23 protein-coding genes and 2 riboswitches are annotated in these 25,777 nt (G+C 67.7%); all 23 genes read right to left on the bottom strand.

Annotated features, from left to right (window positions below):
• Positions 1-118: 118 nt before the first annotated feature.
• Positions 119-490: a glycine cleavage system protein GcvH gene (gene gcvH / locus AC07U1_RS12060; RefSeq protein WP_056346911.1), complete on the bottom strand. Its 372-nt coding sequence runs from the start codon at positions 488-490 to the stop codon at positions 119-121.
• Between the two features lie 3 nt (positions 491-493).
• Entirely contained in the window at positions 494-1,639 is a 1,146-nt protein-coding gene (gene gcvT, locus AC07U1_RS12055) for a glycine cleavage system aminomethyltransferase GcvT (protein WP_495176348.1), read from the bottom strand.
• Between the two features lie 56 nt (positions 1,640-1,695).
• A riboswitch (glycine riboswitch) is annotated at positions 1,696-1,802 on the bottom strand.
• Positions 1,803-1,904: riboswitch (glycine riboswitch) on the bottom strand. It lies immediately after the preceding riboswitch.
• 57 nt (positions 1,905-1,961) lie between these two features.
• Positions 1,962-2,621, bottom strand: a complete 660-nt coding sequence (locus tag AC07U1_RS12050) for a Rossmann-fold NAD(P)-binding domain-containing protein (protein ID WP_495176349.1) — start codon at positions 2,619-2,621, stop codon at positions 1,962-1,964.
• Positions 2,622-2,632: 11 nt separating this feature from the next.
• Entirely contained in the window at positions 2,633-3,205 is a 573-nt protein-coding gene (locus AC07U1_RS12045) for a hypothetical protein (RefSeq protein WP_495176350.1), read from the bottom strand.
• A 36-nt stretch (positions 3,206-3,241) separates the two neighbouring features.
• Complete coding sequence (locus tag AC07U1_RS12040; protein WP_495176351.1) at positions 3,242-4,417, bottom strand: deoxyguanosinetriphosphate triphosphohydrolase; 1,176 nt, start codon at positions 4,415-4,417, stop codon at positions 3,242-3,244.
• A gap of 159 nt (positions 4,418-4,576) precedes the next feature.
• Positions 4,577-6,487, bottom strand: a complete 1,911-nt coding sequence (locus AC07U1_RS12035) for a tetratricopeptide repeat protein (protein WP_495176352.1) — start codon at positions 6,485-6,487, stop codon at positions 4,577-4,579.
• A 65-nt stretch (positions 6,488-6,552) separates the two neighbouring features.
• Positions 6,553-8,007 (bottom strand): cell division protein FtsZ, encoded by a 1,455-nt coding sequence (gene ftsZ / locus AC07U1_RS12030; RefSeq protein WP_187138934.1) that lies wholly within the window; start codon positions 8,005-8,007, stop codon positions 6,553-6,555.
• A gap of 150 nt (positions 8,008-8,157) precedes the next feature.
• Positions 8,158-9,414 carry a cell division protein FtsA gene (gene ftsA, locus AC07U1_RS12025; protein WP_056346903.1) on the bottom strand — a complete coding sequence of 419 codons (1,257 nt, stop codon included), beginning with the start codon at positions 9,412-9,414 and terminating at the stop codon, positions 8,158-8,160.
• Positions 9,415-9,418: 4 nt separating this feature from the next.
• The gene (locus AC07U1_RS12020) at positions 9,419-10,357 is read right to left on the bottom strand and encodes a cell division protein FtsQ/DivIB (RefSeq protein ID WP_495176353.1); all 939 of its coding nucleotides are present in this window, start codon (positions 10,355-10,357) and stop codon (positions 9,419-9,421) included.
• Positions 10,354-11,277 (bottom strand): D-alanine--D-alanine ligase, encoded by a 924-nt coding sequence (locus tag AC07U1_RS12015; RefSeq protein WP_495176354.1) that lies wholly within the window; start codon positions 11,275-11,277, stop codon positions 10,354-10,356. The genes AC07U1_RS12020 and AC07U1_RS12015 overlap by 4 nt, the downstream gene beginning before the upstream one ends.
• Positions 11,274-11,762: a DUF4262 domain-containing protein gene (locus tag AC07U1_RS12010; protein WP_495176355.1), complete on the bottom strand. Its 489-nt coding sequence runs from the start codon at positions 11,760-11,762 to the stop codon at positions 11,274-11,276. Before AC07U1_RS12010 ends, AC07U1_RS12015 begins: the two co-directional genes overlap by 4 nt.
• Positions 11,759-12,658, bottom strand: coding sequence for a UDP-N-acetylmuramate dehydrogenase (murB, locus tag AC07U1_RS12005; RefSeq protein ID WP_495176356.1), 900 nt, complete (start codon positions 12,656-12,658; stop codon positions 11,759-11,761). The genes AC07U1_RS12010 and murB overlap by 4 nt, the downstream gene beginning before the upstream one ends.
• Positions 12,659-12,773: 115 nt before the next feature.
• Complete coding sequence (gene murC, locus AC07U1_RS12000) at positions 12,774-14,207, bottom strand: UDP-N-acetylmuramate--L-alanine ligase (RefSeq protein ID WP_495176357.1); 1,434 nt, start codon at positions 14,205-14,207, stop codon at positions 12,774-12,776.
• Positions 14,207-15,391: an undecaprenyldiphospho-muramoylpentapeptide beta-N-acetylglucosaminyltransferase gene (gene murG / locus AC07U1_RS11995; RefSeq protein ID WP_495176358.1), complete on the bottom strand. Its 1,185-nt coding sequence runs from the start codon at positions 15,389-15,391 to the stop codon at positions 14,207-14,209. The genes murC and murG overlap by 1 nt, the downstream gene beginning before the upstream one ends.
• A gap of 10 nt (positions 15,392-15,401) precedes the next feature.
• A complete protein-coding gene (locus AC07U1_RS11990) occupies positions 15,402-16,640 on the bottom strand; it encodes an FtsW/RodA/SpoVE family cell cycle protein (RefSeq protein ID WP_492739074.1) in 1,239 nt (412 codons plus the stop codon).
• Positions 16,637-17,953 carry a UDP-N-acetylmuramoyl-L-alanine--D-glutamate ligase gene (gene murD / locus AC07U1_RS11985; RefSeq protein WP_492739075.1) on the bottom strand — a complete coding sequence of 439 codons (1,317 nt, stop codon included), beginning with the start codon at positions 17,951-17,953 and terminating at the stop codon, positions 16,637-16,639. Before murD ends, AC07U1_RS11990 begins: the two co-directional genes overlap by 4 nt.
• Positions 17,950-19,020, bottom strand: a complete 1,071-nt coding sequence (gene mraY, locus AC07U1_RS11980) for a phospho-N-acetylmuramoyl-pentapeptide-transferase (protein ID WP_495176359.1) — start codon at positions 19,018-19,020, stop codon at positions 17,950-17,952. The genes murD and mraY overlap by 4 nt, the downstream gene beginning before the upstream one ends.
• Positions 19,020-20,399 (bottom strand): UDP-N-acetylmuramoyl-tripeptide--D-alanyl-D-alanine ligase, encoded by a 1,380-nt coding sequence (locus AC07U1_RS11975; RefSeq protein WP_495176360.1) that lies wholly within the window; start codon positions 20,397-20,399, stop codon positions 19,020-19,022. The genes mraY and AC07U1_RS11975 overlap by 1 nt, the downstream gene beginning before the upstream one ends.
• On the bottom strand, positions 20,396-21,835 hold the full coding sequence (locus AC07U1_RS11970; protein WP_495176361.1) for a UDP-N-acetylmuramoyl-L-alanyl-D-glutamate--2,6-diaminopimelate ligase: 1,440 nt from the start codon (positions 21,833-21,835) through the stop codon (positions 20,396-20,398). The genes AC07U1_RS11975 and AC07U1_RS11970 overlap by 4 nt, the downstream gene beginning before the upstream one ends.
• Positions 21,835-23,526: a peptidoglycan D,D-transpeptidase FtsI family protein gene (locus AC07U1_RS11965; protein ID WP_056346884.1), complete on the bottom strand. Its 1,692-nt coding sequence runs from the start codon at positions 23,524-23,526 to the stop codon at positions 21,835-21,837. Before AC07U1_RS11965 ends, AC07U1_RS11970 begins: the two co-directional genes overlap by 1 nt.
• Positions 23,523-24,125: a hypothetical protein gene (locus tag AC07U1_RS11960; protein WP_495176362.1), complete on the bottom strand. Its 603-nt coding sequence runs from the start codon at positions 24,123-24,125 to the stop codon at positions 23,523-23,525. The genes AC07U1_RS11965 and AC07U1_RS11960 overlap by 4 nt, the downstream gene beginning before the upstream one ends.
• Positions 24,119-25,111, bottom strand: a complete 993-nt coding sequence (rsmH, locus tag AC07U1_RS11955) for a 16S rRNA (cytosine(1402)-N(4))-methyltransferase RsmH (RefSeq protein ID WP_495176363.1) — start codon at positions 25,109-25,111, stop codon at positions 24,119-24,121. The genes AC07U1_RS11960 and rsmH overlap by 7 nt, the downstream gene beginning before the upstream one ends.
• A complete protein-coding gene (locus AC07U1_RS11950; protein ID WP_492739082.1) occupies positions 25,108-25,629 on the bottom strand; it encodes a division/cell wall cluster transcriptional repressor MraZ in 522 nt (173 codons plus the stop codon). Before AC07U1_RS11950 ends, rsmH begins: the two co-directional genes overlap by 4 nt.
• Between the last annotated feature and the right edge of the window lie 148 nt (positions 25,630-25,777).

The following is a 25,777-nucleotide window of genomic DNA, read 5'->3' as shown; positions in this document are numbered from 1 at the left end:
TGTCGATTCTCCCCCCTCCCGTTTGCGGGAGGGGTCGGGGGAGGGCTTGTTCGAAGGAAGGCGCGTCCCCTGACAGGCCCTCCCCTAACCCCTCCCGCTTGCGGGAGGGGGACTTGGATCAAAGATCGTCGCAGAAGGCCTTGTACGCGGTCGCGTTCATCAGCGCTTCGAGCTGGCTCTTGTCGCTCAGCGTCATGCGGAAGAACCAGCCTTCGCCTTCGGGGTCCGAATTCACGAGCGCGGGGTCTTCCTCGAGCTGACCATTGCCTTCGGTCACGGTGCCGTCGACGGGGGCGTAGACGTCGCTCGCCGCCTTCACCGATTCGACCACCGCGGCGTCGCCGCCCTGGGTAAGCTCGGCGCCGGTGTCGGGGACCTCGACGAAGACGATGTCGCCGAGCTGGCCCTGCGCGAAGTCGGTGATGCCGACGGTCGCGACATCGCCATCGACGTCAATCCATTCATGTTCTTCGGTATAATAACGCGGCATCGGTCAGCCTCCCTGTTTGCGCACATAGCGGTGTGGAATGAATGGCGTCGCGGCAACGGTGCAAGGCACGCGCTTGCCGCGGACTTCGGCGGCGACCGACGTGCCGGGGACGGCATGGTCGCGCGGGACATAACCCATCGCGATCGGCGCGCCGACACTGGGGGCGAAACCACCCGAGGTCACGACGCCGATCTCGTCCTCGCCGTCGAACAGCTTGGCGCCCTCGCGCACCGGCAGCTTGCCGTCGACGAGCAGCCCGACGCGTTTGCGCGGGCTTCCGTCAGTATAGTGGCCGAGGATGCGCGCCGCGCCGGGAAAGCCGCCTTCCTCGCGGCGGCGCTTCTGGATCGCGAAACCCAGATCGCCCTCGATCGGATCGATGGTCGGGTCGAGGTCGTGGCCGTAGAGCGGCAGGCCGGCTTCGAGGCGCAGGCTGTCGCGCGCGCCGAGGCCGATGGGTTTTACCTCGGGTTCGCCGCAGAGCAGGTCGGCGACGTACTGGACCTTGTCGGCGTCGACCGAAATCTCGAAGCCGTCCTCGCCGGTGTAGCCCGAGCGGCTGATCCAGGCATCGACGCCGCCGATCTGGTACGGACCACCCATCATGAAGACGAGGGCGTCGAGGCCCCATTTGCCGGTGGTGTGGCGCTTCAGCGCGTCGAACGCCTTGGGACCCTGCAGCGCGAGCAGCGCGCGTTCTTCGAAATGGTTGATCGTGATCGCGTCGGGAAGCGCTTCACGCAGATGCCCGATATCCTCCCACTTCACCGCGCCGTTGACGACCATATAGATGCCCTCGGGCCAGCGGCTGAGCATCAGATCGTCGAGAATACCGCCATCCTCGGCAAGCAGCAGCGAATAACGCATCCGCCCGACCGCGAGGCTCTTCACATCGCCGGGAATCAGCGCCTCGAGCGCCTCGTCGAGTCCTTCGCCCGAGAGGTAGAGCTGGCCCATATGGCTGACGTCGAACAGCCCGGCATTTTCGCGGACCCACAGATGTTCGGCCATGATGCCGTCATACTGGATCGGCATCCAATAGCCGGCGAACTCGACCATGCGGCCGCCCTTTTCGCGGTGCCAGGCGTCGAGCGGCAGGGTCTCGGTGGCGACCTCTACGACTTCACTATCTTCTCGATCATCGCGCATATCGCGAACTCCCGTTTCAAGCACGGCAAGGAGCGGCGCGGGTGCCGCCTTGTCGCCATGCCCCCTCTGTCACGGGAACCTGAGAGTTTTCCCCCATGATATCATGAGGTTACCCCTTCGGTGGCTCCAGCCTGTGGCTGGAACGCTTTCCAGAGTGTCCGTTCCGGCCTGCGCGGTCCGCTTGACCTGAGAGTTTCCGGGGCGGTTGCTCCTTCGGTGGCGAAGCACGGGTGACCCCGCCCTCGCGCTCTCCCGCGCGGCCGGTCGAATCTCTTGCGATCTTCGACAGACGCCCGAGCCTTGGCGGCCGCCTATCGCAGAGTCAATCGGCGAGCCGCCGCATCGCGTCATTTTCATGGATGCGCACGCCGGGCTGCGCATTTCCGGCCAGCGCGACGATCGCCCGCGCGACGGTTTCGCCGGGAATCGAACGATAGCGGCGCAGCGAGCCGTGCAGCAGCGCATCGGCGAGGGGCGCCGCGGCGATCGCGATCCCCTCCCCCATCCGTTTCGGCCCGGCGCGGTCGCCCATCAACAAGCCGGGGCGCAGGATGTCGAGCCGCTCGAAACCAAGCGCGCGCAGCCCGTCCTCGGTCTCGCCCTTGGTCCTGAGATAGAAATTTCGGCTCTTCGCCGCGGCACCGACCGAGCTGACGACGATCATCTGCGTCGCCCCCGCCATGCGCGCGCCGCGCGCCGCCGCGAGGATCAGGTCGTGATCGACGGCGCGAAACGCCGCTTCCGACCCCGCCTGCCGGATCGTCGTGCCGAGGCACGAAATGAGGACGCGCGGGCGCTCGATCGCGATGATGTCGGCCCAGCGCTCGGGCGGCGCGACGAGCAGCGCATGCGCTTCGGGCAGATCGTCCATTTCGCGGCGCACGAGAACGGTCAACGACAGCGCGCCCGCGTTGGCGATCACCGCGCCGCCGACCATCCCGGTCGCGCCGATGAGCAATGTTCTCCCACCGGACTCTGTCATGCGATCTTCCTTCAATCGGGCGCGCCAAATTCGGCGCTCTCAAGCATTCGCGCAAACAATGACAGATCGCGCCCGAAATGCCTGTCGGGGCTTTCCATCCGAAACGTGTAAAGAAAACGTGGCAGTGCTTCCTTACCTATCGCTTCGCGACCGGGCGAAAGAAGTTTCAGTTCGATGGTGCCGTTCCGGCTTCCGGCGGGCGCGCATTGCTCTACCTCCATTCCGAGTTTCCGCCATTTATCAACCATTGGCGTCAACGCGGCGTTCGGCACTTCCGGCGTGCAGCCGGCGTCTTTCAGCGATCGATGCTCCATCGCATTGTGGTCGGCCCAGACAGCGACCCAACGATCATTTGCGGCGGCGTCACGTGCGGCATCGCAATCGGCATAGCGTGCACCAACACGAAAGAAGAAACCGTGCGGATGCGTGTCGCTCATCGCCGCACAGACAAAAGCGTCCTTCGGTAATTCGGGCCTGAATGCATATTCGTCAAACGCCATCGCGACGCGTCCATCACGCTCATCCGCGCCATTTCGCTTCGGCGGCGCAGCAGGGTCCTCGCAGCCTGTCAGGATCAGGGTCATGGCGAGCAACGGGACAGCAAGAGCGCCCCGCATCGTTCAGACATGCGCCAGCGCGGGCGGCACTTCGCCGCGGCCGAAGATTTCGGCATAGCGGTCGATGGCGAAGCGGTCGGTCATGCCGGCTATATAGTCACCGATATGGCGCACTGTCGCGCATTCTTCGCCCGGCACCCGCGCCGACCAGTCGGCGCCCATCAGGCGCGGATTGTCGGCATAGGCGGCGAAGAGCCGGGCGATGATCTGGTTCGCCGCCTCGGCCGCCGCGACCTGTTCGGGGTGATGATAGAGATTGGCGTACATGAAGCGCTTGAGATCGCGCTCCTTGCGCGCCAGTTCACCCGAAAAGCCGCCGAGGGTGCGGCCGGCGGCGCGGACTTCGGCGGCGCTCGTCACGCCCGCGTCGGCGACATTGGCGCGCGTCGCAGCGATCACATCGTTGACCATGACGCCGATCTGGTCGCGGACCAGTTCGCGCAGCAAGCGGTCGCGCGGAGCGCCGGGAAAGCGATCCTCGACCGCCGCGAAATTGGCGGCGACGAACGGCTGGGCCATCAGCTGGTCGAGGCTGAGCAGCCCGGCGCGCAGCCCGTCGTCGATGTCGTGATTGTCATAGGCGATGTCGTCGGCGACCGCCGCGATCTGCGCCTCGAGACTGGCATGGCTGGAGAGGTCGAGCGGAAATTCGGCGTCGATCGCGGCGAGCGCCCAGCCGGGATATTTGACCGGGCCATTATGCTTGGCGAGCCCTTCGAGCGTTTCCCAGGTCAGGTTGAGCCCGTCGAACAACGGATAGGGGCATTCGAGGCACGCAAGCGTGCGCAGCGTGTGGTCGTTGTGGTCGAAGCCGCCATGGTCGGTCATCGCGGCCTTGAGCGCATCCTCGCCGGCATGGCCGAAGGGCGGATGGCCGATGTCGTGCGCAAGGCAGAGCGCCTCGGTCAGATCCTCGTTGAGCCCCAGCGCGCGCGCGATGCCGCGGCCGATCTGCGCGACCTCGATACTGTGGGTCAGGCGGACGCGATAATGATCGAGATCGGGGGCGACGAACACCTGCGTCTTGTGGCGCAGGCGGCGGAAGGCGATCGAGTGGATGATGCGGTCGCGGTCGCGCTGGAACGCGTCGCGCGGCCCGCGCACGACGCGGCCGACCTCTTCATGGCGGCGTCCGCGACTTTGCAGCGGATCGCTGGCGCAGTCAGAGACGGAGGCCATCGAGGTCCTCCCCATCGCGTAGCGTTGGGGAGGTGGCAGCGCGGAGCGCTGACGGAGGGGTAAGGACGCCAGCGTCGAAACCCCTCCACCACCGCTTCGCGGCGGTCCCCCTCCCCAACGCTTCGCGATGGGGAGGATCTATCTCGACCGCTGCCGTGCTCATCTGACCGGATCGACGTCTTGGCCCGCGTCGCTGTTGAAGAGGAAGCCGTCGCCGCCCGCCTTTTTGTAATCGGCGAGCCAGGTGTCGGCGCTCTTTTTGTCCTTGAACGGCCCGACGAGCAGGCGGCGGGTCTTGCCCCATTCGGTGGTGCCGCCCGCCTTGCCCTTGAACAGCGCCGGAGACTTTTTGGCGAATTTGCCGAAGTCGGTCGCCAGCGCCTTCGCATTGGCGCCGGTCGCGACCTGCACCCAGATGCGTGCCGGGTTCGCTTTCTTTTCAGCCGCTTCGGCCTTGGCCTTCGCATCGGCTTCCGCTTTGGCCTTGGCCGCGGCGTCGTCCTTGACGCGCTTCGCCTCGGCAGCGGCATCGGCCTTGCGCTTGTCGTCGCGCAGCTTGGCGAGGGTGGCCGCGTCGACCGCTTCGCTGGCGGGCGCCATTTCCTCGGCGGGGATTTCGAGCGAACCGACGATATCGGCGAGCGAGGCGAGCGGCGCCGAGGGCGTCGGCGCGAAGGTCGGCGATGCCGCGACGGCCGAGGTCGGCGGCGGCGGCGCGTCGGCCTGCGCCATCTCGGCGGACGCCGGAGCGGGAGCCGCGGCGCCGGGCGCCGGCGTCGCCGCGCCGGGCTGGCCGATGTCCGAGATCGAGAAGCCGGGACCGACCGGACCGCCGTCGCGGATCGCGACGCCGATCGGTGCCGACGTCGTCGCGGCGGGCGGCGGGCTGGCGGCCGGAACCGCCTGAGCCGGGGCATCGACGCGAGCGACCGTCGTAGCCGCAGGCGCAGGCGCCGGTGCAGGCGTGGGCGTGGGCGTGGGCGCGGGACGGGCCGGCACCGGCGTGGTCCGAACCGGCGTCGCGCTGGCGACGGCGACGCTCGGCGCCTGCCGTGGCGGCGTTGCGACGGGCGCCGGATCGGGGGCGCGGCGGACGGTTACCGGCGGCGGCGTCGCGCTGACGGGCGTCAGCGTCCCGCGTGCCCGATCGCGCTCGCTGGGGCGGCGGCGGTCGGGCCTGGACGCCGCAGGCTTGGTCGTCGACGGCGCCGCTGCGGGCGGCGGCACGGCCGCGGCGACCTGCACGGGCTTGCGCGGCGGGCCGAGGTTGCCCGACGGGAAGCGGCCGAAATGCGCGGCGGCGGCCTGCTGCGCCGGGTTGAGCCGGTCCATCTGGACCAGATAAGGCAGGATATTCTGCGCCAGCTGCGGCGGCATCGTCGCGTTGACGATCTCGGTCGCCTCGCCGTTGCGGCCGTTGATCGCGAGGATCATCGCGCGCATCCGCCAGGCGCCGCGATCCTGCGTGCGGAGCTGGCCCGACAGCAGTTGCACGCCGCGGTCGGCCTCGCCGGCGATCCCCAGCGACAGCGCGTAGCGGCGCAGCGTTTCATCGTTCGGTGCCAGCGACAGCGCGAGTTGATAGTCGCGCTGCGCCGCGTCCTGCTGCCCGAGCAGGTCGCGCGCAAGACCCCGGTCGGAGAGGAAAATCCGCTCAGGCGCGCCGAGCAATTGCGCCTCGCCGAAATAGTCGAGGGCGCGGGTCGGATTTTCCATATGGACCATCGCCGATCCGAGCGCAGCCTTGACCGCGCCGTCGCGCGGGTTCGCCTGTTCGGCGCGGGTCAGGAAACCGAGCGCGGCGCGATAATCCTCAAGCTCGATCGATGCGCGTCCGGCGTCGAGCAGCGCGGGGCCGTCGGTGCTGTTCGCGGCGATCCGCGCCAGCGCCGACGACAGCAAGGTTCGCGCCGCGGTGCGCTTTTCCATCGCGGCGCGCGTCGCCGCGTCGGGCGGCGTGACCTGGGCCTGCACGGCCGCGAGCGGCAGCACGCCAAGCCACAGCGCGGAAAGCGCGAGCGCATGACGCGCCGCGCGTCCCGGCCTGCCCGACTTCATCGTTCGCCGCATGGGCCAATTCATCCCGATTTCCGCGCCGCCCTGCCCTGAAGGACGGCGGCGGTATGATCGCCCCGTTACTGGTTGTTCTGGCGGTTAAGGAAGCGCGGGATATCGACCCCGTCTTCCTTGCCCTCTTCCTCACCCTCGGCCGGCGCGGCGCCGCGCGACAGGCGCGACATGCGTTCGAACAGGGTGCCGCCACCGATTGCGCGCGACGGCGCCTCGTCGGCGGCGGGTTCGGGCGCCGGAGCGGGCTGATAGGCCGGAGCCGCCGCTTCGGGCTGCCCGAGGACCAGCTCATCCGCCGTGTCGTCGTAGGTCGCGGCGATGTTCGACAGTTCCATCGGCTCTTCCTCGACGCGTGCCGCGGGCGCGGACGGAGCGCTGTCGCCGAGCGAGAAACCCGGCGCCGGATCGGCGGCAACGGGCGGAGCCTCGACCGCCGCTTCGAAGGGCGCTTCCTCGACAGGCTCTTCGACGACCGGCGCCGCGGCGGGTGCCGCGCTGCGCGCCGGAGCGAAGGAGAAGCTGCGCGTCGCGGCGGGAGCCGGTGCGGCTTCGCCGGTGCCGTCGATGCCGGTCGCGACGACCGACACGCGGATCTTGCCCTGCAGCGCTTCGTTGAAGGCGCTGCCCCAGATGATGTTGGCGTCGGGATCGACGAGTTCGCGGATGTGGTTGGCGGCTTCGTCGACTTCCATCAGGCGCATGTCCTCGCCGCCGACGATCGAGACGATGACGCCCTTGGCGCCCGCCATCGACACGCCGTCGAGCAAGGGGTTGGCGATCGCCTTTTGCGCCGCTTCGAGCGCGCGGCCGTCGCCTTCGGCTTCGCCGGTGCCCATCATCGCCTTGCCCATTTCGCGCATCACGCTGCGCACGTCGGCGAAGTCGAGGTTGATCAGGCCGGGCATGACCATCAGGTCGGTGATCCCGCGCACGCCCTGCTGCAACACTTCGTCGGCCATGGTGAAGGCTTCTTTGAAGGTCGTGTTCGGGTTGGCGACCAGGAACAGATTCTGGTTCGGAATGACGATCAGCGTGTCGACATGGTCCTGCAGCTCGGCGATGCCGGCATCGGCCGAGCGCATGCGCCGCGCGCCTTCGAACATGAAGGGCTTGGTCACCACGCCGACGGTCAGGATGCCGCGGTCGCGGGCCGCCTTGGCGATCACCGGCGCCGCACCGGTCCCGGTGCCGCCGCCCATGCCGGCCGCGATGAAGCACATGTGCGCGCCGTCGAGCGCGTCCTCGACCTGCGCGATCGTTTCCTCGGCCGCCGCGCGCCCGACCTCGGGCCGCGAACCCGCGCCGAGGCCCTGGGTGATCTGCGCGCCGAGCTGGATGCGGCGTTCGGCCGGCGACGCGTTCAGCGCCTGCGCGTCGGTGTTGGCGACGATGAAATCGACCCCTTCGACCTTGGCCGCGATCATGTTGGCGATGGCATTGCCGCCGGCACCGCCGACGCCGATCACCGCGATCCGCGGCTTCAGCTCATCGACCTGCGGCGGGCCAATATTGATGCTCATCAAATAATCTCCCTGCAGCGGCGAACCCTTGCCGCTTCCTCATCGTGCGACCCACGGGCGGTGGTCCCGCCGCCCCGATATCCGTTACCGCATTGCACTATTGTGACGCCGGAATCACTCAAAAAATTAACCCTTTCGCGCAACTCGTCGCTAGAAACTGTTTTTAAGTGCAGCCATCAGGCGATTGATAATTCCGGTACTGCGCGGACGATAGACGTCCTGCGACATCATCGGCAGGTCGCGCAGGTCCACCGGGTCCGACGCGGCGTAAAGCACCAGCCCGGCGAGCGTCGCAAAAGCCGGTCCCGAATGCGCGTCGGGCAGCCCGAGCAGCCCCTTCGGACGGCCGACCCGCGCGGCGCGGCCGAGCGCACTCTGGGTGTAGTCGGCGATGCCCTTCAGGTCGGCGCCGCCGCCGACGAGCACCACCTGGCGGCCGATCGGGCCGACGAAATGCAGGTCTTTCAACGTCCTGCCGATCTCTCCCATCATCGCGTCGAGGCGCTGGCGGATCACCGTGACAAGCTGGGCGCGGGTGATGCGCGGCGATTCCGATCCGCTCGGCGCGCCGGGTTCGAGTTCGATGATCTCGTTGTTGTCGCGCGGGCTGGCCGAGGCCGAGCCGTAGAAGCTCTGCAGGCGCTGCGCCTGGCTGCGACGGATGCCGAAAGCCGAGGCGATATCGTCGGTGATGTCGCTGGCGCCGAAGGGCAGCGACGCCATTTCGACGAGCATGCCGCCGGCATAGAGCGACACGGTGGTCACCGACGCGCCAAGCTCGACGAGCGCGACGCCGAGGTCGCGTTCTTCATCCGACAGGCACGACAGCCCGGCGGCGATCGGCGAGGCGACCACGGCGTTGACGTCGAGATGCGCCTGGCGCACCGCGGCCTCGAGGTTCCGCACCGGGGCGCCATCGGCCATGATGATATGGATGTCGACACCGAGCCGGTCGGCGTGGAGGCCGATGGGGTTCTTGACCCCGGTGAGGCCGTCGAGCGTGTAGAGCGCGGGCTGGGCGTGGAGGATCATGCGGCCTTCGGGATCGATGCCGGCGCGGCCCGCGGCGAGCAGGTCGTCGACATCCTCCTGTTCGATGCGATGGCCGCCGAGTTCGCTTTCGATCGGAGCGACGTCGCTCAAGAGGCTGCCCGCCGAGAAGGCGACCCAGACATCGTCGATGTTGAGCCCGGCGATGCGCTCGGCCTGTTCGATCGCCTCGCGCACGACATGTTCGGTCTGTTCCATGTCGGCGACATAGCCGCGCTGGACGCCGCGGCTTTCGCGCTGACCGGTGCCGAGGACGTGGAGCGCGCCGTCGGCGGTCTGCCCCGCGATCAGCGCGCACACCTTCCACGACCCGACATCGAGCGCGGTGATGATTTTCTCGATGCGCGGCGGCGCCATCGCCCTATCCTTCTTCGGCCGCGGTCGCCGCGGCCAGCGCGTCGGCGGCGGCGCGCGCGCCTTCGAGCTTCGCGGGCGCCACCTGACCTTCGTGCGGCAAGCGTAGCACAAAACGGTTGGGGTCGCGCATGTCGAAGCGCAGGATACCGCGTCCGAGCAACCGGTTGGCGCCGTCCATATGCGCGAATTTGGCGAGCGCGGCCTTGGCCTCGGTCTCGCCTTCGGGCAGCGACAGCGTCTCGCCGCTGCGGAAACGCAGATCCCAGCGACGGTTGCCGACCCAGGTCGCGCCGGCGAGCAATTCCTTGAGGCTGCTCGCCTCGGCGAGCAGGCGGTCGAGGTCCTGCGAGCGCTGGTTCGCCTTCGGCCCGATGACGAGCGGCAGGTCGGGCATCGTCGCGATGGTGACGGGTTCGAGGACGACGCCATTTTCGTCGATCAGCGACAGCCGGCCCGAGTGCTGCCAGATCGCCGCCGGGGTGCGCTCGACGATGTCGACGACGAGCGTGTCGGGCAGGCGGCGCGAGACGCGCGCATCCTTGATCCAGCCATATTTCATCAGGTCGCCGCGCACCCCTTCGAGGTCGAGCGCCGCCATCGAGCGGTCCTTTTGCGCCAGCGCGATGTCATAGACCTTGAGCCGGTCGATGCGGTCGGCGCCGACGACCTCGACCTTCTTGACCTGGAAGCCGGCGCGGCCGACCGCCTGCGCATATTCCTCCTGCACCTTTGCCGTCACGCCCGTCGCATGGGCGGCAAGGCCGACCACGGCGAACAGGCCGAGGCCGATCGTCCAGTTGGCGACCTGCTGCAGCCGCTGCGGACTGATCGGCAGCGCGTTGATCACCGCGTCGACGCGCGACGTCTTGATCGTCTTGCGCTTTTTCGGCGCGCGCGCCGGGCGGCGCGGCGCGGACGTCGGCCGCTTGATCTTCTGGCTCATAATGCTTCCCCCACGATGCGTTCGACCAGTTCCGCATAATCCATGCCGATCGCGCGTGCCTGTTCGGGCACGAGGCTGAGCGGCGTCATCCCCGGCTGGGTGTTGACCTCGAGCAGGAAGATGCCCGCAAGGCCCTGTTCGTCGTCCCAGCGAAAATCGGAGCGCGAGGCGCCCTTGCAGCCGAGCAGGCGGTGCGCCTGCACGGCAAGGTCCTTCATGCGCTCCGCGACGTCGTCGGGCACCTCGGCGGGGCAGACATGTTCGGTCAGCCCGTCGGTATATTTGGCGTCATAGTCGTAGAAGCCCGACTTCACCCGCAGTTCGGTGACCCCGAGCGCTTGATCGCCGAGCACCGCGACGGTCAGTTCGCGGCCCTTGATGAAGGGTTCGGCGAGCAGCCGGTCGAATTCCTGCCAGGGCCCGACGGCGCCGCGCGCGATCGGGTTGCCGTAGTTGCTGTCGTCCCTGACGATCGCGACCCCGACCGACGAGCCTTCGTTGACCGGTTTCAGGACATAGGGGCGCGGCAGCGGGTCGACCGAAAACAGGCTTTCGCTGTCGACCATCGTCCCCACCGGCATCGGGATGCCATGCGGGACGAGCGCCTGCTTGGTCAGTTCCTTGTCGATCGCGATCACCGAGGTGACGAGACCGCTGTGGGTATATTTGAGGCCCATCAGGTCGAGCATGCCCTGCACGGTGCCGTCCTCGCCGGGGACGCCGTGGAGCGCGTTGAACACGACGTCGGGATTGGCATCGGCGAGCCGCCGCGCGACGTCGCGGTCCATGTCGATGCGCGTGACCCGGTGCCCACGCGATTCCAGCGCGTCGGCGATGCCCTTGCCGCTCATCAGCGAGACTTCGCGCTCGGCGGACCAGCCGCCCATCAGGACGGCAACATGCCAGGGGCCGCGGGTCATTGCGCCGCCCCTTCATATAGCGCGGGCTGTCTCTCCATCACGATCGGATCGCAATCCGGCTCCCACGGAAACAAGCCCTGTTCTGCACCGGGCCAGACAATCTGGAAAGCATCGTGCATCGCCGCGTCACGTTGCGCATCGTGATACCAGAGCGCCCAACCGAAATGCTCGTGGATCGCCCCCGCGTCGGTGACGTATTTGGCCACGCAGTTCCAACCCTCGATCAGGCCGGATATTCGCAAGCCGTCCTGCAGCTTCAATCCCTCCACGCATTGGCGTTGAATTTCATTGATCATAAAGTGACGCACTTCTCGTTTGACGCCAAAGACGATGACTTCGGGCTGCTCGACCGTTTCGGGGAAGCCGATCGAGTAGCTGAACTCTGGCAAGTCGCCGTCGGCGTCAAAGACATGCATGACACTGCACCCGTAATCACGAATGTCGTCGACGACCTTTTGTTCGGACGCGTCGAGATGGCTGGTCACTTCGCCACTCCCACGCGCTGTATTTCCCATTGCAATTCCACGCCGCTCTTCGCCTTCACGCGGCGGCGCACTTCCTCGCCGAGTGCTTCGATGTCGGCGCTTGTCGCCTCGCCGGTGTTGATGAGGAAATTGGTGTGCTTCTCGCTGACCTGCGCGCCGCCGACCGCGAAGCCGCGGCAGCCTGCCTCGTCGACGAGCTGCCAGGCCTTGTGGCCGTCGGGGTTCTTAAAGGTCGAACCGCCGGTCTTCGAGCGCAAAGGCTGCGACGCCTCGCGGCTTGCCGAGATGCGGTCCATCTCGGCCTGGATGGCGGCAGGTTCGCCGGGGCGGCCGCGGAAAGTCGCGCCGACGACGACCGCGCCTTCGGGGAGTTCGCTGTGGCGATAGGTATAGCCGAGGTCGGTGAGCGGCAGCGTCCGACGCTCGCCCGAACGCAGCACGATGTCGGCGTCGATCAATATATCCTTGACCTCGCCGCCATAGGCGCCGCCGTTCATCCGCACGAAACCGCCAACGGTGCCGGGGATCGAACGCAGGAATTCCATGCCGGCGATGCCGGCGTCGCGCGCGGTCGAGGAAACGAGAATGCCCGAGGCGCCGCCGCCGCAGCGCAGCGTCGTGGCGTCGATCGCCTCGACCTTGGCAAAGGCCTTGCCAAGGCGGACGACGACGCCGGGGAAGCCGCCGTCGCGAACGATGAGGTTCGACCCGAGGCCGAGCGCCATGACGGGCGTTGCGGGGTCGAGGTCACGGAGGAAATCGGCAAGATCGTCAGCGTCTTTCGGCTCGAACAGCCAGTCGGCGGGGCCGCCCGACTTGAACCAGACGAGCGGGGCCAGCGGCGCCTTTGCCGTCAGTTTGCCGCGCACGGCCGGGAGGGTGGCAAGGTCGCTCACAACCGCATCCCTTCCCCGTTCGTCCCGAGCGAAGTCGAGGGACGCGTGGCGCTGCGCTGGCGTGTCTCGACTTCGCTCGACACAAACGGAGATGGGATGGGAACGGAGAAGCTTGTCACGCCGCGCGCTCCACCGCCGCGGCCAAACCCGCCGCCATCTTGGTGATGTCGCCCGCGCCGAGGCAGATGATCTTGTCGCCTGCACCAAGGTCACCCGCGACGATCGACCGGGCGATGGCGGCCGCCAGCGCATCGGCGTCGGCGACGGTCGACGCCTGGCGATGCCCGCGATCGCGCAGACCCGCCACCAGCGTGTCCGACGACACACCCTCGATCGGGCTTTCGCCCGCGGTATAGACCGGCAGCGCGAGCACGATATCGGCGTCGTTAAACGCCTGCTGGAAATCGTCCATATGGTCGCGAAGCCGGGTGAAACGGTGCGGCTGGACGACCGCGACGACGCGCCCTGCCCCGACACCTTCGCGCGCGGCCGAGAGCACGGCGCGGATTTCGACGGGGTGGTGAGCGTAATCGTCGATGACGGTCACCACGCCCTCTCCGGCTGCGATCTCGCCAACCTTGGTGAAGCGGCGCTTGACCCCGGCGAAACCGTTGAAGCCCGAGGCGACCTTCTCGTCCGACACCCCCATGTGCAGCGCCACCGCGATCGCGGCGAGCGCGTTCTGGACATTGTGGCGCCCCGACATCGGCAAATGGATGCCCTCGATCGTCCGGCTGTTGCCGTCGCGGTCGCGCACGACGACGTCGAAGCGATTGCCGTCGGCGCCGGGCGTCACGTTGGTGCCGCGCACATCGGCCTGCGCCGAGAAGCCATAGGTGATAATGCGGCGGTCGCGGATGCGCGGGATGATCGCCTGTACCTCGGGATGGTCGAGGCACAGCATCGCCGCGCCATAGAAGGGCACATTCTCGATAAACTCGACAAAGGCGTCCTTGATCGCGTCGAAGCTGCCATAATGGTCGAGATGTTCGGGATCGATGTTGGTGACGACCGCGATCGTGCCATCGAGACGCAGGAAGCTGCCGTCGCTTTCGTCGGCCTCGACCACCATCCAGTCCGACGCACCAAGCCGCGCGTTCGAGCCATAATTGTTGATGATACCGCCGTTGATCACGGTCGGGTCGATCCCGCCCGCGTCGAGCAATGCCGCGACGAGGCTGGTCGTCGTCGTCTTGCCGTGCGTCCCCGCGATCGCGACGGTCGATTTCAGCCGCATCAGCTCGGCGAGCATTTCGGCGCGGCGGACGATCGGGATGCGGCCGGCCAGGGCCGCCTCGACCTCAGGATTGCCGCGCTTGACCGCGGTCGAGGTCACGACGACCGCGACGCCGTCGACATTCGAGGCCTCATGGCCGATCGCGACCTTGATGCCACGCTTGCGCAGGCCTTCGATCACATAGCCGTCGGCGATATCGCTGCCCTGCACCTGATAGCCGAGATTGTGCATCACCTCGGCGATGCCCGACATGCCGATGCCGCCGATGCCGATGAAGTGGATGGTGCCGATATCGGTCGCGACGCCGCGCATCAGCGGTCCCCCGAACGCGTCGCGGCGACGCCGCCCGCGACCGCCGCCGAGCGCGACGGCGCACCGACGCGGATGACATCCATCATCGGCGGCGCGGCGAGCGATTCGACGAGGTCGGCGAGGTCGCGCGTCGCGTCGGGAAGCCCGCAGCTCGCGGCGCGCACCGCTGCTTCTTCGAGCGCGCCGGGTTCGAGCGCCATGCGCTGGATCTGCTTGGCAAGCGCCGCGGCGGTGAAATCGGGCTGGGCGAAGGACACTGCGCCGCCCGCTTCGACGAGGTCGGCGACGTTGTAGGTTTGATGGTCGTCCATCGCGTGCGGATAGGGCACGAACACCGCCGGGCGACCGGCGCAGGCGAGTTCGGACACGGTCGAGGCGCCCGCGCGCGCAATCACCAGATGCGCCCAGCGCATGCGGTCGGGGATGTCGGCGAAATAGGGGGCGCATTCGGCGGCAACGCCCAGCTCGGCATATTTGGCGCGCACGCCCTCGATGTCGGCCTCGCGCGCCTGCTGGACGATCTGCAACCGGTCTAGCAAGGCGCGCGGCAACATCGCGATGGCGGCGGGAACAACCTCGCTGAGCACCGTCGCGCCGAGGCTGCCGCCGACGACGAGCAGCCGCAGGATGCCGTCCTCGGGAAGCGGCGGATAACCTTCCTCGCGGATCGCGATGACCTCCTCGCGTACCGGGTTGCCGGTCAGGTGGCGCTTGAGCGCCAGCGCTTCGGGGAAACGATGGATGTTGCGATAGGCGACCGCGATCGCGTCGACGCGCGAGGCCATCAACCGGTTGGTGCGGCCGAGCACGGCGTTCTGCTCATGGATCACGCTCGGACGCCTGGTCGCCTTGGCGGCGAGCAGGCTGGGAAGCGAGGGATAGCCGCCGAAGCCGACGACGACCGCGGGGTCGAATTCATCGATCAACTCGATGCCGAGGCGCCGCCCCTTGCGGATCGCCAGCGCCGCCTTGACCCAGCCGACGGGGCCGCCAGCGACGCGCCCGGCGGGCAGGACATGGGTTTCGAGTTCGGCGGGGGCGCCGGGAATCTTGAGGCCGCGGTCGTCGCTGACCAGCGCGACGCGGTGGCCTCGCGAAATCAGCTCGCCCGCCAGCGCATAAGCGGGAAGCATGTGGCCGCCGGTCCCCCCGGCGGCGAGAAGATAGTGACGCGTTGCGGTCATTTGCGGGCCGTCATTTTTTGTTCCAGTTGCGGGTCATCGATACCCTTGCGGCATAGGGGTTCCGCCGGGTCAGCGACAAGAGCAAACCCATGCCGATCGACAGCGCGATCATCGACGAGCCGCCGTAGCTGATGAAGGGCAAGGTCATCCCCTTCGACGGGAATAGCTGGGTGTTCACCGCCATGTTGATGATCGCCTGTCCGCCGAACTGCGCGATCAGGCCGGCGACCGCGAGGATCAGGAAGCTGTCCTCTTCGTCGAGCAGGCGAACGAGGACACGGACGATGATCGCGAGATAGAGGATCGCGATCGCCATGCACGCGATCATCCCGAACTCCTCGCCGATCACCGAGAAGATATAGTCGGTATGCGCCTCGGGCAGCTGGAATTTGGCGAGGCCCGCGCCGGGACCGGTGCCGATCAGCCCGCCGGCGGTGAGCGTCGCGTGCGCCTTGTCGACCTGGAAGCTGTCGCCCTCGGCAAACAGCCAGATGTTGATGCGCTGCTGCGCGACCGGATAGAAGAAATAGGCGAGGACGATACCGGCAAGGCCGCCCGCCGCGAGCATGCCCATGATCCGCATCGACAGGCCGGCGACAAGGACGAGGACGAGCCAGGTCGCGATGAAGATGATCGTCTGGCCAAGGTCGGGCTGGCCCATCAGCAGCATCGCGATGATACCTGTGAGCACGAAGCTGAGCGGCACGACGGGCAGGCTCTGGTCCTGCAGCCGCAGCGACAGCACCCATGCGAGCGCGACCGCGAAGAAGGGCTTGAGAAACTCCGACGGCTGGAGGCGGAACATGCCGCTGCCGAGCCAGCGCTGCGCGCCGTTCACTTCGGTGCCGATCAGCGGCACGAGGAAGAGCAGCCCCATGAAGGTGATGGTGCCGTAGATCGCGAAACGCCGTGCCTGCTGTTTGGGCAGCATCGACACCGCGAGCATCACCGGCACGCCCACGAGCACCCACATCAGCTGGCGATAGAAATAATAGAGCGGGTCGAGGCTGGCGGTCGAGGTCGAGAGCTTCTGCGCCGCGACCGGCGAGGCGGCGGTGACGGCAACGAGGCCGACCGCGATCAGCATCGACACGAGCAGCAGCAGCACGCGGTCGATTTCCCAGAACCACAGGCCGAGCGGGGTGCGGTCGGCGCGGCTGAGCCGCGGGCCGCGCCGCTTGCTGCTGCGCGTCGTGGCGATGATCGGCCGTTCGTTCGTCGCGTCCATATTGTCGAGCCCCCCGCTCATGCCCCGAATGCCTTGACGATGGCGCGAAAGCGGTCGCCGCGCTCCTCGAAACTCTTGAACTGGTCGAACGACGCGCAGGCCGGCGACAGCAGTATGATGTCGCCCGGCTCGGCGACCGCCGCCGCGCGCGCGACCGCGGTCGCGAGGTCGCCCGAACGGTCGACGGGAATCGCATCGCCGATCTCGGCCGCGAAACCGTCCATTGCCTCGCCGATCAGATAGGCACGCTTGACGTGTCCGAACCAGGGACGGCAGGCGGACAACCCGTCGCCCTTGGCCTGCCCGCCGGCGATCCAGTGCAGACGCTGGTCCGGCGCCGGCGGAAAGGCCGCCAGCGCCGGTGCAGCGGAAGCCGCGTTGGTCGCCTTGCTGTCATTGTACCAGCGGACGCCAGCGACTTCGCCGACCAGTTCCATGCGATGCGGCAACGCCTTGTAGGTGGCGAGGCCGGCTTCGATCTGTTCGTCGTTCAACCCGAGGACGCGGCACACCGCGATCGCGCAGACCGCGTTCTGCGCATTGTGCGGCCCCTGCAGCGCCGGCCAGCGCATCTGGTCGACGGGGTCGACATCCTTGCCCGAGACGCGAAACAGGCGGTGATTGATCCGCCCCGCGATGATCTTCGACGGGTCGTCGTCGACCGCGACGATCGCGACCTGATCGCGGTGCTGGAGCGAGAACAAGCGCGCCTTCGACGCGGCATAGCCCGCGAAACCGTCGTAGCGGTCGAGATGGTCGGGGGTGAGGTTGGTGAGCAGCGCGACATCGCAGGCGAGGCTGTGCGACAGGTCGATCTGGTAGCTCGACAGTTCGAGGACATAGACCCCGACGCCGTTTTCATTGGGGGCGAGCGGATCGCGGCTGAGGATCGGCAGGCCGATATTGCCGCCCATCAGCGTCGGGATGCCCGCGCTTTCGAGCATATGGGTGACCAGTGCGGTGACGGTCGACTTGCCGTTGGTGCCGGTGATGCCGACGACCTTGTGCGGCGGCAGCTCCGCGCGCGCTTCGGCGAACAGCTCGACATCGCCGATCACCGGGACATGCGCCTCGCGCGCGTGGGCGGCGATCGGGTGGCGGTTGAGCGGGACGCCGGGCGACACGACGACGCCCGCGAAACCGATCAGGTCGATCTCCAGCGGATTGCCGATGTCGGCGCCGAGCGCCATCGCCTCGTCGCGCGCTTCCTCGCGGTCGTCCCACGCGGTGACGCCGGCACCGCTGGCGACGAGTGCCTCGACCGTCGCGAGCCCCGAGCGCGCCAGCCCCAGCACCGCGTAGCGGCGACCGGCAAAGGCGCGGCTGGTGATCACCGGAGCTTGAGCGTCGCAAGCCCTGCCAGCGCGAGAACGATCGACACGATCCAGAAACGGATCACGACGGTCGATTCGGGCCAGCCGAGCTGTTCGAAATGATGGTGGATCGGCGCCATGCGGAAGACGCGCTTGCCGGTGCGTTTGTACCAGGCGACCTGGATGATCACCGACAGTGCCTCGACGACGAACAAGCCGCCGATGATGACGAGCACCAGTTCATGCTGGGCGGTCACCGCGATCGTCGCGAGCGCGCCGCCCAATGCGAGGCTGCCGGTGTCGCCCATGAACACCGCCGCGGGGGGCGCGTTGAACCACAGGAAGGCGAGGCAGGCGCCGATGATCGCGGCGGCGAAGATCGCCAGTTCGCCCGCGCCGGGGACGTGCGGGATGCCGAGATATTCGGCGAATTTCACGTTGCCCGACAGATAGACGATGACGAGGAAGGCGAGGCTGGCGATGATCACGGGGAAGGTCGCGAGTCCGTCGAGCCCGTCGGTCAGGTTCACCGCATTGCCGAAGCCGACGATCATCACCATCGCGAAGAGATAATAAAAGGGCCCGAGTTCGAGCACGATGCCGCTGAAGAAGGGCAGATACAGGTCGGTACCGGTGCGCGACACGATCAGGAACACCGCGACCCCCGCGATGACGAATTCGATCAGCAGGCGGACGCGGCCCGGAATGCCGCGGTGGCTGGCCTTGGTCACCTTGTCGAGATCGTCGAGGAAGCCGACGACCGCGAAACCGCCGGTGACGAACAGGCAGGCCCAGACAAAACGGTTCGACAAATCCATCCAGAGCAGCGCCGAAATCATCAGCGAAATCAGGATCATCAGCCCGCCCATCGTCGGCGTGCCCTTTTTCGCGAGATGCGTCTGCGGTCCATCGTCGCGGATCGGCTGGCCCTTGCCCTGCCGCATGCGCAGCATCAGGATGAAGCGCGGGCCGATCCACAGGCCGATGATCAGCGCGGTCGCGACCGCGGCGCCCGAGCGGAAGCTCAGATAACGAATGAGGTTGAGGACCCCCGGAAAGTCAAGCCATTCCGCCAGCCAGTACAGCATCAATATTCCCCGTTGGTCAGCGCCGTCACCAGATGCGACAGGCCAACGCTGTTCGACCCCTTGACCAGCACGGCATCGCCGGCGCGGATCAAGTCTTTCAGCCGCTCTTTGGCGGCCCGATGGTCGGGCACATGCGCGAAATCGATACGCCCCTCAAGCGCTTTGGCGAGCGGCGTCATCTCTTCGCCGACGAGCAAGGCGAACTGCACGCCCGCTGCGACGAGCGGAGCCGCGAGGCCGGCATGATAGGCCTCACCGCCCGGGCCGAGTTCCTTCATAGCACCGAGAATCGCGACGCGGCGATCGGCGGATTCGCTGCCGAGCTGGTCGATCGTGGCGACCATCGAAGCGGGGTTGGCGTTGTAGCTTTCGTCGATCAGCAGGATATGGCCGCCGCCCGCGACGGGCAGGCGATGCCGCGCGCCGCGTCCGGCGAGGCCGGCCATTTCGGCAAAGGCGAGCCCCGCCGCGGGAAGGTCGCCGCCGACGGCTTTCACCGCGGCGAGCACCGCGAGCGCATTCGACACCCAATGGGCGCCCGCCTGCGCGATGTTGAAACAGAGCAAGGCTTCCTGAACCTGCGCGGTGACGAGCGAACCGCCCTGCCCGTCGGGCAGCCAGTCGACCGCACGCACATCGGCGCCGGCGCCGAGGCCGAAGCTGACGACATGCGCCGCATGCTGTTCGGCCTTGGTCCGGAGGCGTGCATAATGCGGGCTGTCGAAGGGCACGATCGCGGTACCGCCGGGTTCGAGGCCTTCGAAAATTTCGCCCTTGGCGTCGGCGATCGCCGCTTCGCTGCCGAAAAATTCCATATGCGCCGGCGCGATGGTGGTGACGATGGCGACGTGCGGGCGCACCATCCGGGTCAGCGCGGCGAGTTCGCCGGCGTGGTTCATGCCCATTTCGAACACGCCATAATCGGCGGTCGAGGGCATACGCGACAGGCTGAGCGGTACGCCGACATGGTTGTTGTAGCTTTTGACCGAGCGATGCGCCTTGCCCGGACGGAAGCGGTCGAGCGCCGCGAACAGCGCCTCTTTGGTTCCCGTCTTGCCCGCCGAGCCGGTCACACCGATGATCCGGCCATGGCAGCGCGCGCGCGACGCGATACCCAGCGCGTTCAGCGCGAGGGCGCTGTCGGCGACGCGGACATGCGGATGGTCGATAGCGGTTTCGCAGACGATCCCTGCCGCGCCCGCGACGATCGCCTTATCGATGAAGTTATGGCCGTCGGTCGCCTCGCCCTTCATCGCGACGAACAGGTCGCCCTTCCCGACTTCGCGCGAGTCGAAGGCGACGCCGTGCACGGTGAAGTCGGCGCTGGCGGTGCCGCCGGTCGCAGCGGCGATGGCGCGCGCGGTCCACAGCGGGTTCATGCCGCCTCCTCGCGCGCGACGGTCACATCGTCGAAGGGAATGACGCGCATCGCGTCGCCTCGGCCGACGATCTGGCCCTGTTCATGCCCCTTGCCCGCGATGCAGACGATGTCGTCGGCGCGCGCCTCGGCAATCGCGGCAGCGATCGCTTTGCGGCGGTCGCCGATGACCTGCGCGCCCGGCGCGCCGGCGGCGATGGCGGCGCGGATCGTCGCGGCATCCTCGCCGCGCGGATTGTCGTCGGTGATGATCGCAATGTCGGCCTTCGCGGCGGCGACCCGGCCCATTTCGGGGCGCTTGTCCTTGTCACGGTCGCCACCGGCACCGAAGACGAGGATCAGGCGGCCCGTCGCGTGCGGGCGAAGCGCGTCGAGCGCCGCCTCGATCGCGTCGGGGGTGTGGGCATAATCGACATAGACCGGCGCGCCCGTTTTGGTGATCGCGGCGCGTTCGAGGCGCCCGCGCACCGGCTGGAGCCGCGCGAGATTGCCGAGCGTCTGCGCCACGTCGCCGCCTGTCGCGATAACGAGGCCCGCCGAAACCAGCGCATTGGCGACCTGATAGGCGCCGATCAGCGGCAGCGTGACTTTCTGCACCACCGGCCCTGCGGCGATGACGAGCGATTGGCCGAGTTGGGTCGGCTCGCGCGAGACGAGACGCAGGTCCTCGCCATGCTGGCCGACGGTCAGGATGCGGACGCCGCGCTGTTTCGCTTCATATTCGGCGGCCGGCGACCACATGTCGTCGTTCCAGATCACCACCGTGCCGTTCGGGTCGACGACCTCGCGGAACAGCCGCATCTTCGCGGCCATGTAGCTGTCCATGTCGCCATGATAATCGAGATGATCGTGGCTGAGGTTGGTGAAGGCGGCGGCCTTCACGGGCAGGCCCTCGGTCCGATACTGGTCGAGGCCGTGGCTCGATGCCTCGAACGCGGCGTGAGTCACCCCCTCGGCGGCAAGGCCCGCCATGTTCGACAGGAAGGTGACGATATCGGGGGTGGTCAGCCCGGTGACGACGCGGTCGTCGCCGGCGGTGACGCCGAGCGTGCCGATCGAGGCGGCGTGGAACCCCGCCATGCGCCACAGCTGGCGGGTCATTTCGACGGTCGAGGTCTTGCCGTTGGTGCCGGTGACCGCGACGCAGGTCGCCGGGAATTTGTTAAAGAAGCGCGCGGCGATATGCGCGAAGGCGCGGCGCGGATTGGCGTCGGCGATATGGACCGCGCCGTCGACCTTCGCCTCGGGCCGCGCGACGATGGCGATGGCGCCAGCCTCGATCGCGGCGGCGATAAAATCCTCGCCGTTGAACTTCTCGCCGACGAAGGCGCCGAAGATCGTCCCCGGCGCAACCTTGCGATGGTCGATCGCGAGCCCGGTGACGACAGGGTCGGCGCCCGACAAAGCCTGATTTTCGATCAGCGCCGCGAGACGCATTACTCGGCTTCCCCGTTTCTCCAGAGCAGCGGGGTCAGTTCGGACACGTCGACGTCGCGGCTTTCGTCGGGGAAGACGCCGAGCATCGGACCCGCGCGCATCACGACTTTCTTGACCACCGGCGCCGCGGTCCAGCCTGCGGTGCGCTGGCCCGAACTATAGGCGTTGCCCTTGGGCTGGTCGATCATCGCGATAACCACGTAACGCGGGTTATCCATTGGAAATGCCGCGGCAAAGGTCGCGACGACCGACGTCCGGTTGTATCCGCCGATGCCGGGCTTTTCGGCACTTCCGGTTTTCCCGCCGACGCGGAAGCCGGGCGCCTCGGCCTGCTTGCCGGTGCCGTCGGACACGATCAGACGGAGCAACTGGCGCATCCGCGCGCTGGTCGACGCCTTGAAGACGCGGCGGCCCTGCGGCGGCGCCTTGTCGCCCAGCTTGAGCATCGTCGCCGGGCGGTAGATGCCGCCGTTGACGAGCGCGGCATAGGCGCTGGCGAGGTGCAGCGGGGTGACCGCGATCCCGTGACCATAGCCGGTCGTCATCGTGGTCAGCCGGCCCCAGTTTTTAGGCCACAGCGGAAATGCCCGTTCTTTCAGCTCGATGCCCGGCCGTTTGTCGAAATCGACGCTGCGGAACATCGCCTCCATCTTCTCGCGGCCCAGTTCGTCGGCGATCTGCGCGGTGACGATGTTCGAGCTGTGGATCAGCGTTTCGGGCACATTGTACCAGCGCCCGGCGGGATGGCTGTCGCGGATCCGGAAACCCGCGATCGCGAGCGGCTGGGTCGCATCGTAGCGCCGCGCCATGCTGGTCACCGTGCCGGCGTCGATCGCCGCCGCGACGGTCAGCGGCTTGAAGGTCGAACCCAGCTCATAGAGATTATAGGTCACGGCGTTGCGGCGCGTCGCGGGGTCGCTGCCGGTCAGCTTGTTCGGGTTGAAGGTCGGGAGCGACGACATCGCCAGCACTTCGCCGGTGTGGACGTCGAGGATGATCCCCGCGCCGCCGATCGCCTCGAGGTTCGTCACCGCGCTGCCGAGTTCGCTTTCGAGCACGCCCTGCACCCGCGCGTCGATCGACAGCGCGAGCGGCTGGCCGCGCGTCGCGGCGTCGGTCAGGCGCTTGTCATAGGCGCCCTCGATCCCGGTGACGCCCTGCCCCTCGGCGTTGATGAAACCCAGCGTGTGGGCGGCGAGGCTGAGCTGCGGATAGAGCCGCTCCTTCTCGCGCGGGAAATCGAAGCCGATCTCGCCGATCGCGTTCACCGCCGCGACCTGGTCGGGCAGCGCGCGGCGGCGAATATAGGTGGCGCGCGGGCCGGTCAGCTTGGCGAGAAATTCCTCGCGCGGCGTGTCGGGGAAGATCTTGACCAGTTCGTCGGCCAGATAGGCACGGTTGTTGAGCAGCTTCGACGGCACGACGCGGATCGAATAGCCGTCGATGGTGCGCGCCAGCGGCACGCCGTTGCGGTCGACGATGTCGGCGCGGGCCGGAACGAAGGCCGCGGCGGCGCCGCGCTGCGGCGTCGTGTCGAACGCCGCGAAATAGAGCAGACGCAGCGACACGAAAAAGATCGCCGCCGTGAACAGCAGCATCAGGATCATCAGCCGCTGCTGTGCGGTGAGCAGCAGTTGCTGCCGCACCCCGGCGGTACGGACGCGTGTCGGACGGACGACCAGCGTGTTCATCGGCCCCTGGCTTCCCCTGCTTCGGCGGCGGCGGCCCGCTTGAGATCGGCGAGCGTCGATTCGGCGAGGAGTTGGTCCTCGATCATCTTCAATTGTTCGCGGCGGCGGGTCGGCGCCATGCGCGGCGGCGTGTCCGACTGGACCGCGGCAAGCTTGATCGCCGCCGGCTTCACCGCCGCGGCCGGGGCGGCGGGGGCGTCCGGCGCCGTGGCGGCGGCGGGCTTGGCCTTTTCGGGCAGCGCGACCGGCGACACCATCGCCATCAACACCGGCGCGACGTCGTTGGCACCGCGCGCGCGCGGCAGGCGGCCGACCGAGGCGAGCTGGCGCTCGTTGGCGAGATACTGGCTCGCCGACGGCGCCGAATAGCCGAAGGTTTCGGCGTTCCATTGCTCGAGCTGGCGCATCGAGGCGCGCACCGCGAGTTCGGATTCGAGGTAGCGGATATTGTCGCGGGTGCGATTGATCTTCTGGTTGATCTGCGCGAGTTCGCTGCGCGTCGCCGCGACCTTCAGCGACACCGGATAGAGCATCATCGCGAACACCAGCACGAGCAATACCAGCCCGATACCCTGCAATTTGCGCGCCGCCATCAGCATGAGATCGCCTCCTGTGTCGTCGAACCCGCGGACCATGCCGCCGCTTCGGTGCGCACCGCGCTGCGCAGCGTCGCCGAACGGGCGCGGGGGTTGCGGGCTTCTTCATCCTTGCCCGGGCGCACCCGGCGCGCCGGGGGCAGGAAAGTTGCGGCCCGCGCCGGAGGGGCTAGCGCGGGCCGGTGGCGCGAACCGGCGGCATCGCCTCCGCTCCGTTCGCGCAGGAAGTTCTTCACGATGCGATCCTCGGTGCTGTGGAACGACACCACGGCAAGCCGGCCACCGGGACGCAGCAACCGTTCGGCGGCGTCGAGCCCGGCTTTGAGCTCGTCGAGTTCGCCGTTGATGTGGATGCGGATCGCCTGAAAACTGCGCGTCGCCGGGTCCTTGGGGGCGCCGGGCGGGTGGCGCAGCGCCTTGCGGATCACCGTCGCGAGTTCGCCGGTGCGGGTGAGCGGGCGCGCCGCGACGATCGCGCGCGCGACGCGGCGCGACTGGCGTTCGTCGCCATAGTGAAAGAGGACATCGGCGATCGCACCTTCGTCGGCGCTGTTGAGCCAGTCGGCCGCGGTCTCGCCATCCTGCGCCATTGTCATGTTCAGCGGGCCGTCGTTCTGGAACGAAAAGCCGCGTTCGGCGCGGTCGAGTTGCATCGATGAGACGCCGATGTCGAAGACGATGCCGTCGACGGCATCGATCCCGCGCTCGGCGAGCAGCCGGTCGATTTCGCCGAAGCGACCGTGGACCAGCGTCAGCCGGCCGGCGGCTTCGGCGACGAGTGCCTGGCCCTCGGCGATCGCATCGGGATCGCGGTCACAGGCGACGACCTGAGCGCCCGCCGCGAGCAGCGCGCGGGTATAGCCGCCGGCGCCGAAGGTGGCGTCGACGTGGCATTCGCCGGGCGTGATCGCGAGCGCGGCGACAATCTCGTCGCGGAGCACGGGGTCATGGCGCGGATCCCTGAAGACATTGGGGGCAAGGTCGGTCATTTCCGCCCCCTCGCCTTGCTGGCTTCCCATGCGGCGGCGACGCGGCGCAGGCGCGGGTCGGCCTCTTCGCAGGCGGCGAGCAGCGGCAGCCACCAGATTTCAAAGCGGCGCCCCGCACCGACGAAGGCGCAGGCGCTGCCGTCGAACGCCAGCACGTCGGGATCGTAAGGATTGTCGCGGTGCGAGAAGGTCGGCAGGAAGCGACCGCTTTCGTCGAGCGTGTAGTTCTTCGTGAAGTCGAAGCGCTTCTTATATTCGGCGTCTTCGTCATAATCGCGGTCACGGTCGCGCGCGATGTCGCGATCGCGGGCGATTTCGTCGTTGAGGCGGTCGAACTGGTCCTGGCCATAAGCGACCAGACAGGGCAGCTTTTCGTGAAAGCCGACCCAAAGCACGCGCTGGCCATCCGCATTGAGGGGCACATTGTTGCGGAATTCGGAGGGGACGGCGATGCGTCCCTTGCCATCGATCGCGGCGAATTCGGTGCCGGAATAGCTGCCGGGCGTGATAACCGCCATCGATTTGCCCCCAGCCTAGCACCCCGGGCAAAACTTCCCCGACCCCGGAATCCAAAAATTCCGAATCCAGTGACTCAGGTGGAGATTGCCCCTCTCCGATTCCTGCCTACCAAGTCTCGGTCGGGGTGAAAAGGGGTAAATTAGGGCC

The organism is Sphingopyxis sp. GW821-FHT02C12, from assembly GCF_059421785.1.
The sequence above is the reverse complement of the archived record's forward strand: the minus strand, read 5'-3'. Positions and strand labels throughout refer to the sequence as shown.

Bases quoted from the DNA above. Each gene is read 5' to 3' on its own strand.
- gcvH (WP_056346911.1), bottom strand. From the start codon at position 490: ATGCCGCGTTATTATACCGAAGAACATGAATGGATTGACGTCGATGGC.
- gcvT (WP_495176348.1), bottom strand. From the start codon at position 1,639: ATGCGCGATGATCGAGAAGATAGTGAAGTCGTAGAGGTCGCCACCGAG.
- AC07U1_RS12050 (WP_495176349.1), bottom strand. From the start codon at position 2,621: ATGACAGAGTCCGGTGGGAGAACATTGCTCATCGGCGCGACCGGGATG.
- AC07U1_RS12045 (WP_495176350.1), bottom strand. From the start codon at position 3,205: ATGACCCTGATCCTGACAGGCTGCGAGGACCCTGCTGCGCCGCCGAAG.
- AC07U1_RS12040 (WP_495176351.1), bottom strand. From the start codon at position 4,417: ATGGCCTCCGTCTCTGACTGCGCCAGCGATCCGCTGCAAAGTCGCGGA.
- AC07U1_RS12035 (WP_495176352.1), bottom strand. From the start codon at position 6,487: ATGCGGCGAACGATGAAGTCGGGCAGGCCGGGACGCGCGGCGCGTCAT.
- ftsZ (WP_187138934.1), bottom strand. From the start codon at position 8,007: ATGAGCATCAATATTGGCCCGCCGCAGGTCGATGAGCTGAAGCCGCGG.
- ftsA (WP_056346903.1), bottom strand. From the start codon at position 9,414: ATGGCGCCGCCGCGCATCGAGAAAATCATCACCGCGCTCGATGTCGGG.
- AC07U1_RS12020 (WP_495176353.1), bottom strand. From the start codon at position 10,357: ATGAGCCAGAAGATCAAGCGGCCGACGTCCGCGCCGCGCCGCCCGGCG.
- AC07U1_RS12015 (WP_495176354.1), bottom strand. From the start codon at position 11,277: ATGACCCGCGGCCCCTGGCATGTTGCCGTCCTGATGGGCGGCTGGTCC.
- murC (WP_495176357.1), bottom strand. From the start codon at position 14,207: ATGCGCGGCGTCGCGACCGATATCGGCACCATCCACTTCATCGGCATC.
- murG (WP_495176358.1), bottom strand. From the start codon at position 15,391: ATGACCGCAACGCGTCACTATCTTCTCGCCGCCGGGGGGACCGGCGGC.
- AC07U1_RS11990 (WP_492739074.1), bottom strand. From the start codon at position 16,640: ATGAGCGGGGGGCTCGACAATATGGACGCGACGAACGAACGGCCGATC.
- mraY (WP_495176359.1), bottom strand. From the start codon at position 19,020: ATGCTGTACTGGCTGGCGGAATGGCTTGACTTTCCGGGGGTCCTCAAC.
- AC07U1_RS11975 (WP_495176360.1), bottom strand. From the start codon at position 20,399: ATGAACCCGCTGTGGACCGCGCGCGCCATCGCCGCTGCGACCGGCGGC.
- AC07U1_RS11970 (WP_495176361.1), bottom strand. From the start codon at position 21,835: ATGCGTCTCGCGGCGCTGATCGAAAATCAGGCTTTGTCGGGCGCCGAC.
- AC07U1_RS11965 (WP_056346884.1), bottom strand. From the start codon at position 23,526: ATGAACACGCTGGTCGTCCGTCCGACACGCGTCCGTACCGCCGGGGTG.
- AC07U1_RS11960 (WP_495176362.1), bottom strand. From the start codon at position 24,125: ATGCTGATGGCGGCGCGCAAATTGCAGGGTATCGGGCTGGTATTGCTC.
- rsmH (WP_495176363.1), bottom strand. From the start codon at position 25,111: ATGACCGACCTTGCCCCCAATGTCTTCAGGGATCCGCGCCATGACCCC.
- AC07U1_RS11950 (WP_492739082.1), bottom strand. From the start codon at position 25,629: ATGGCGGTTATCACGCCCGGCAGCTATTCCGGCACCGAATTCGCCGCG.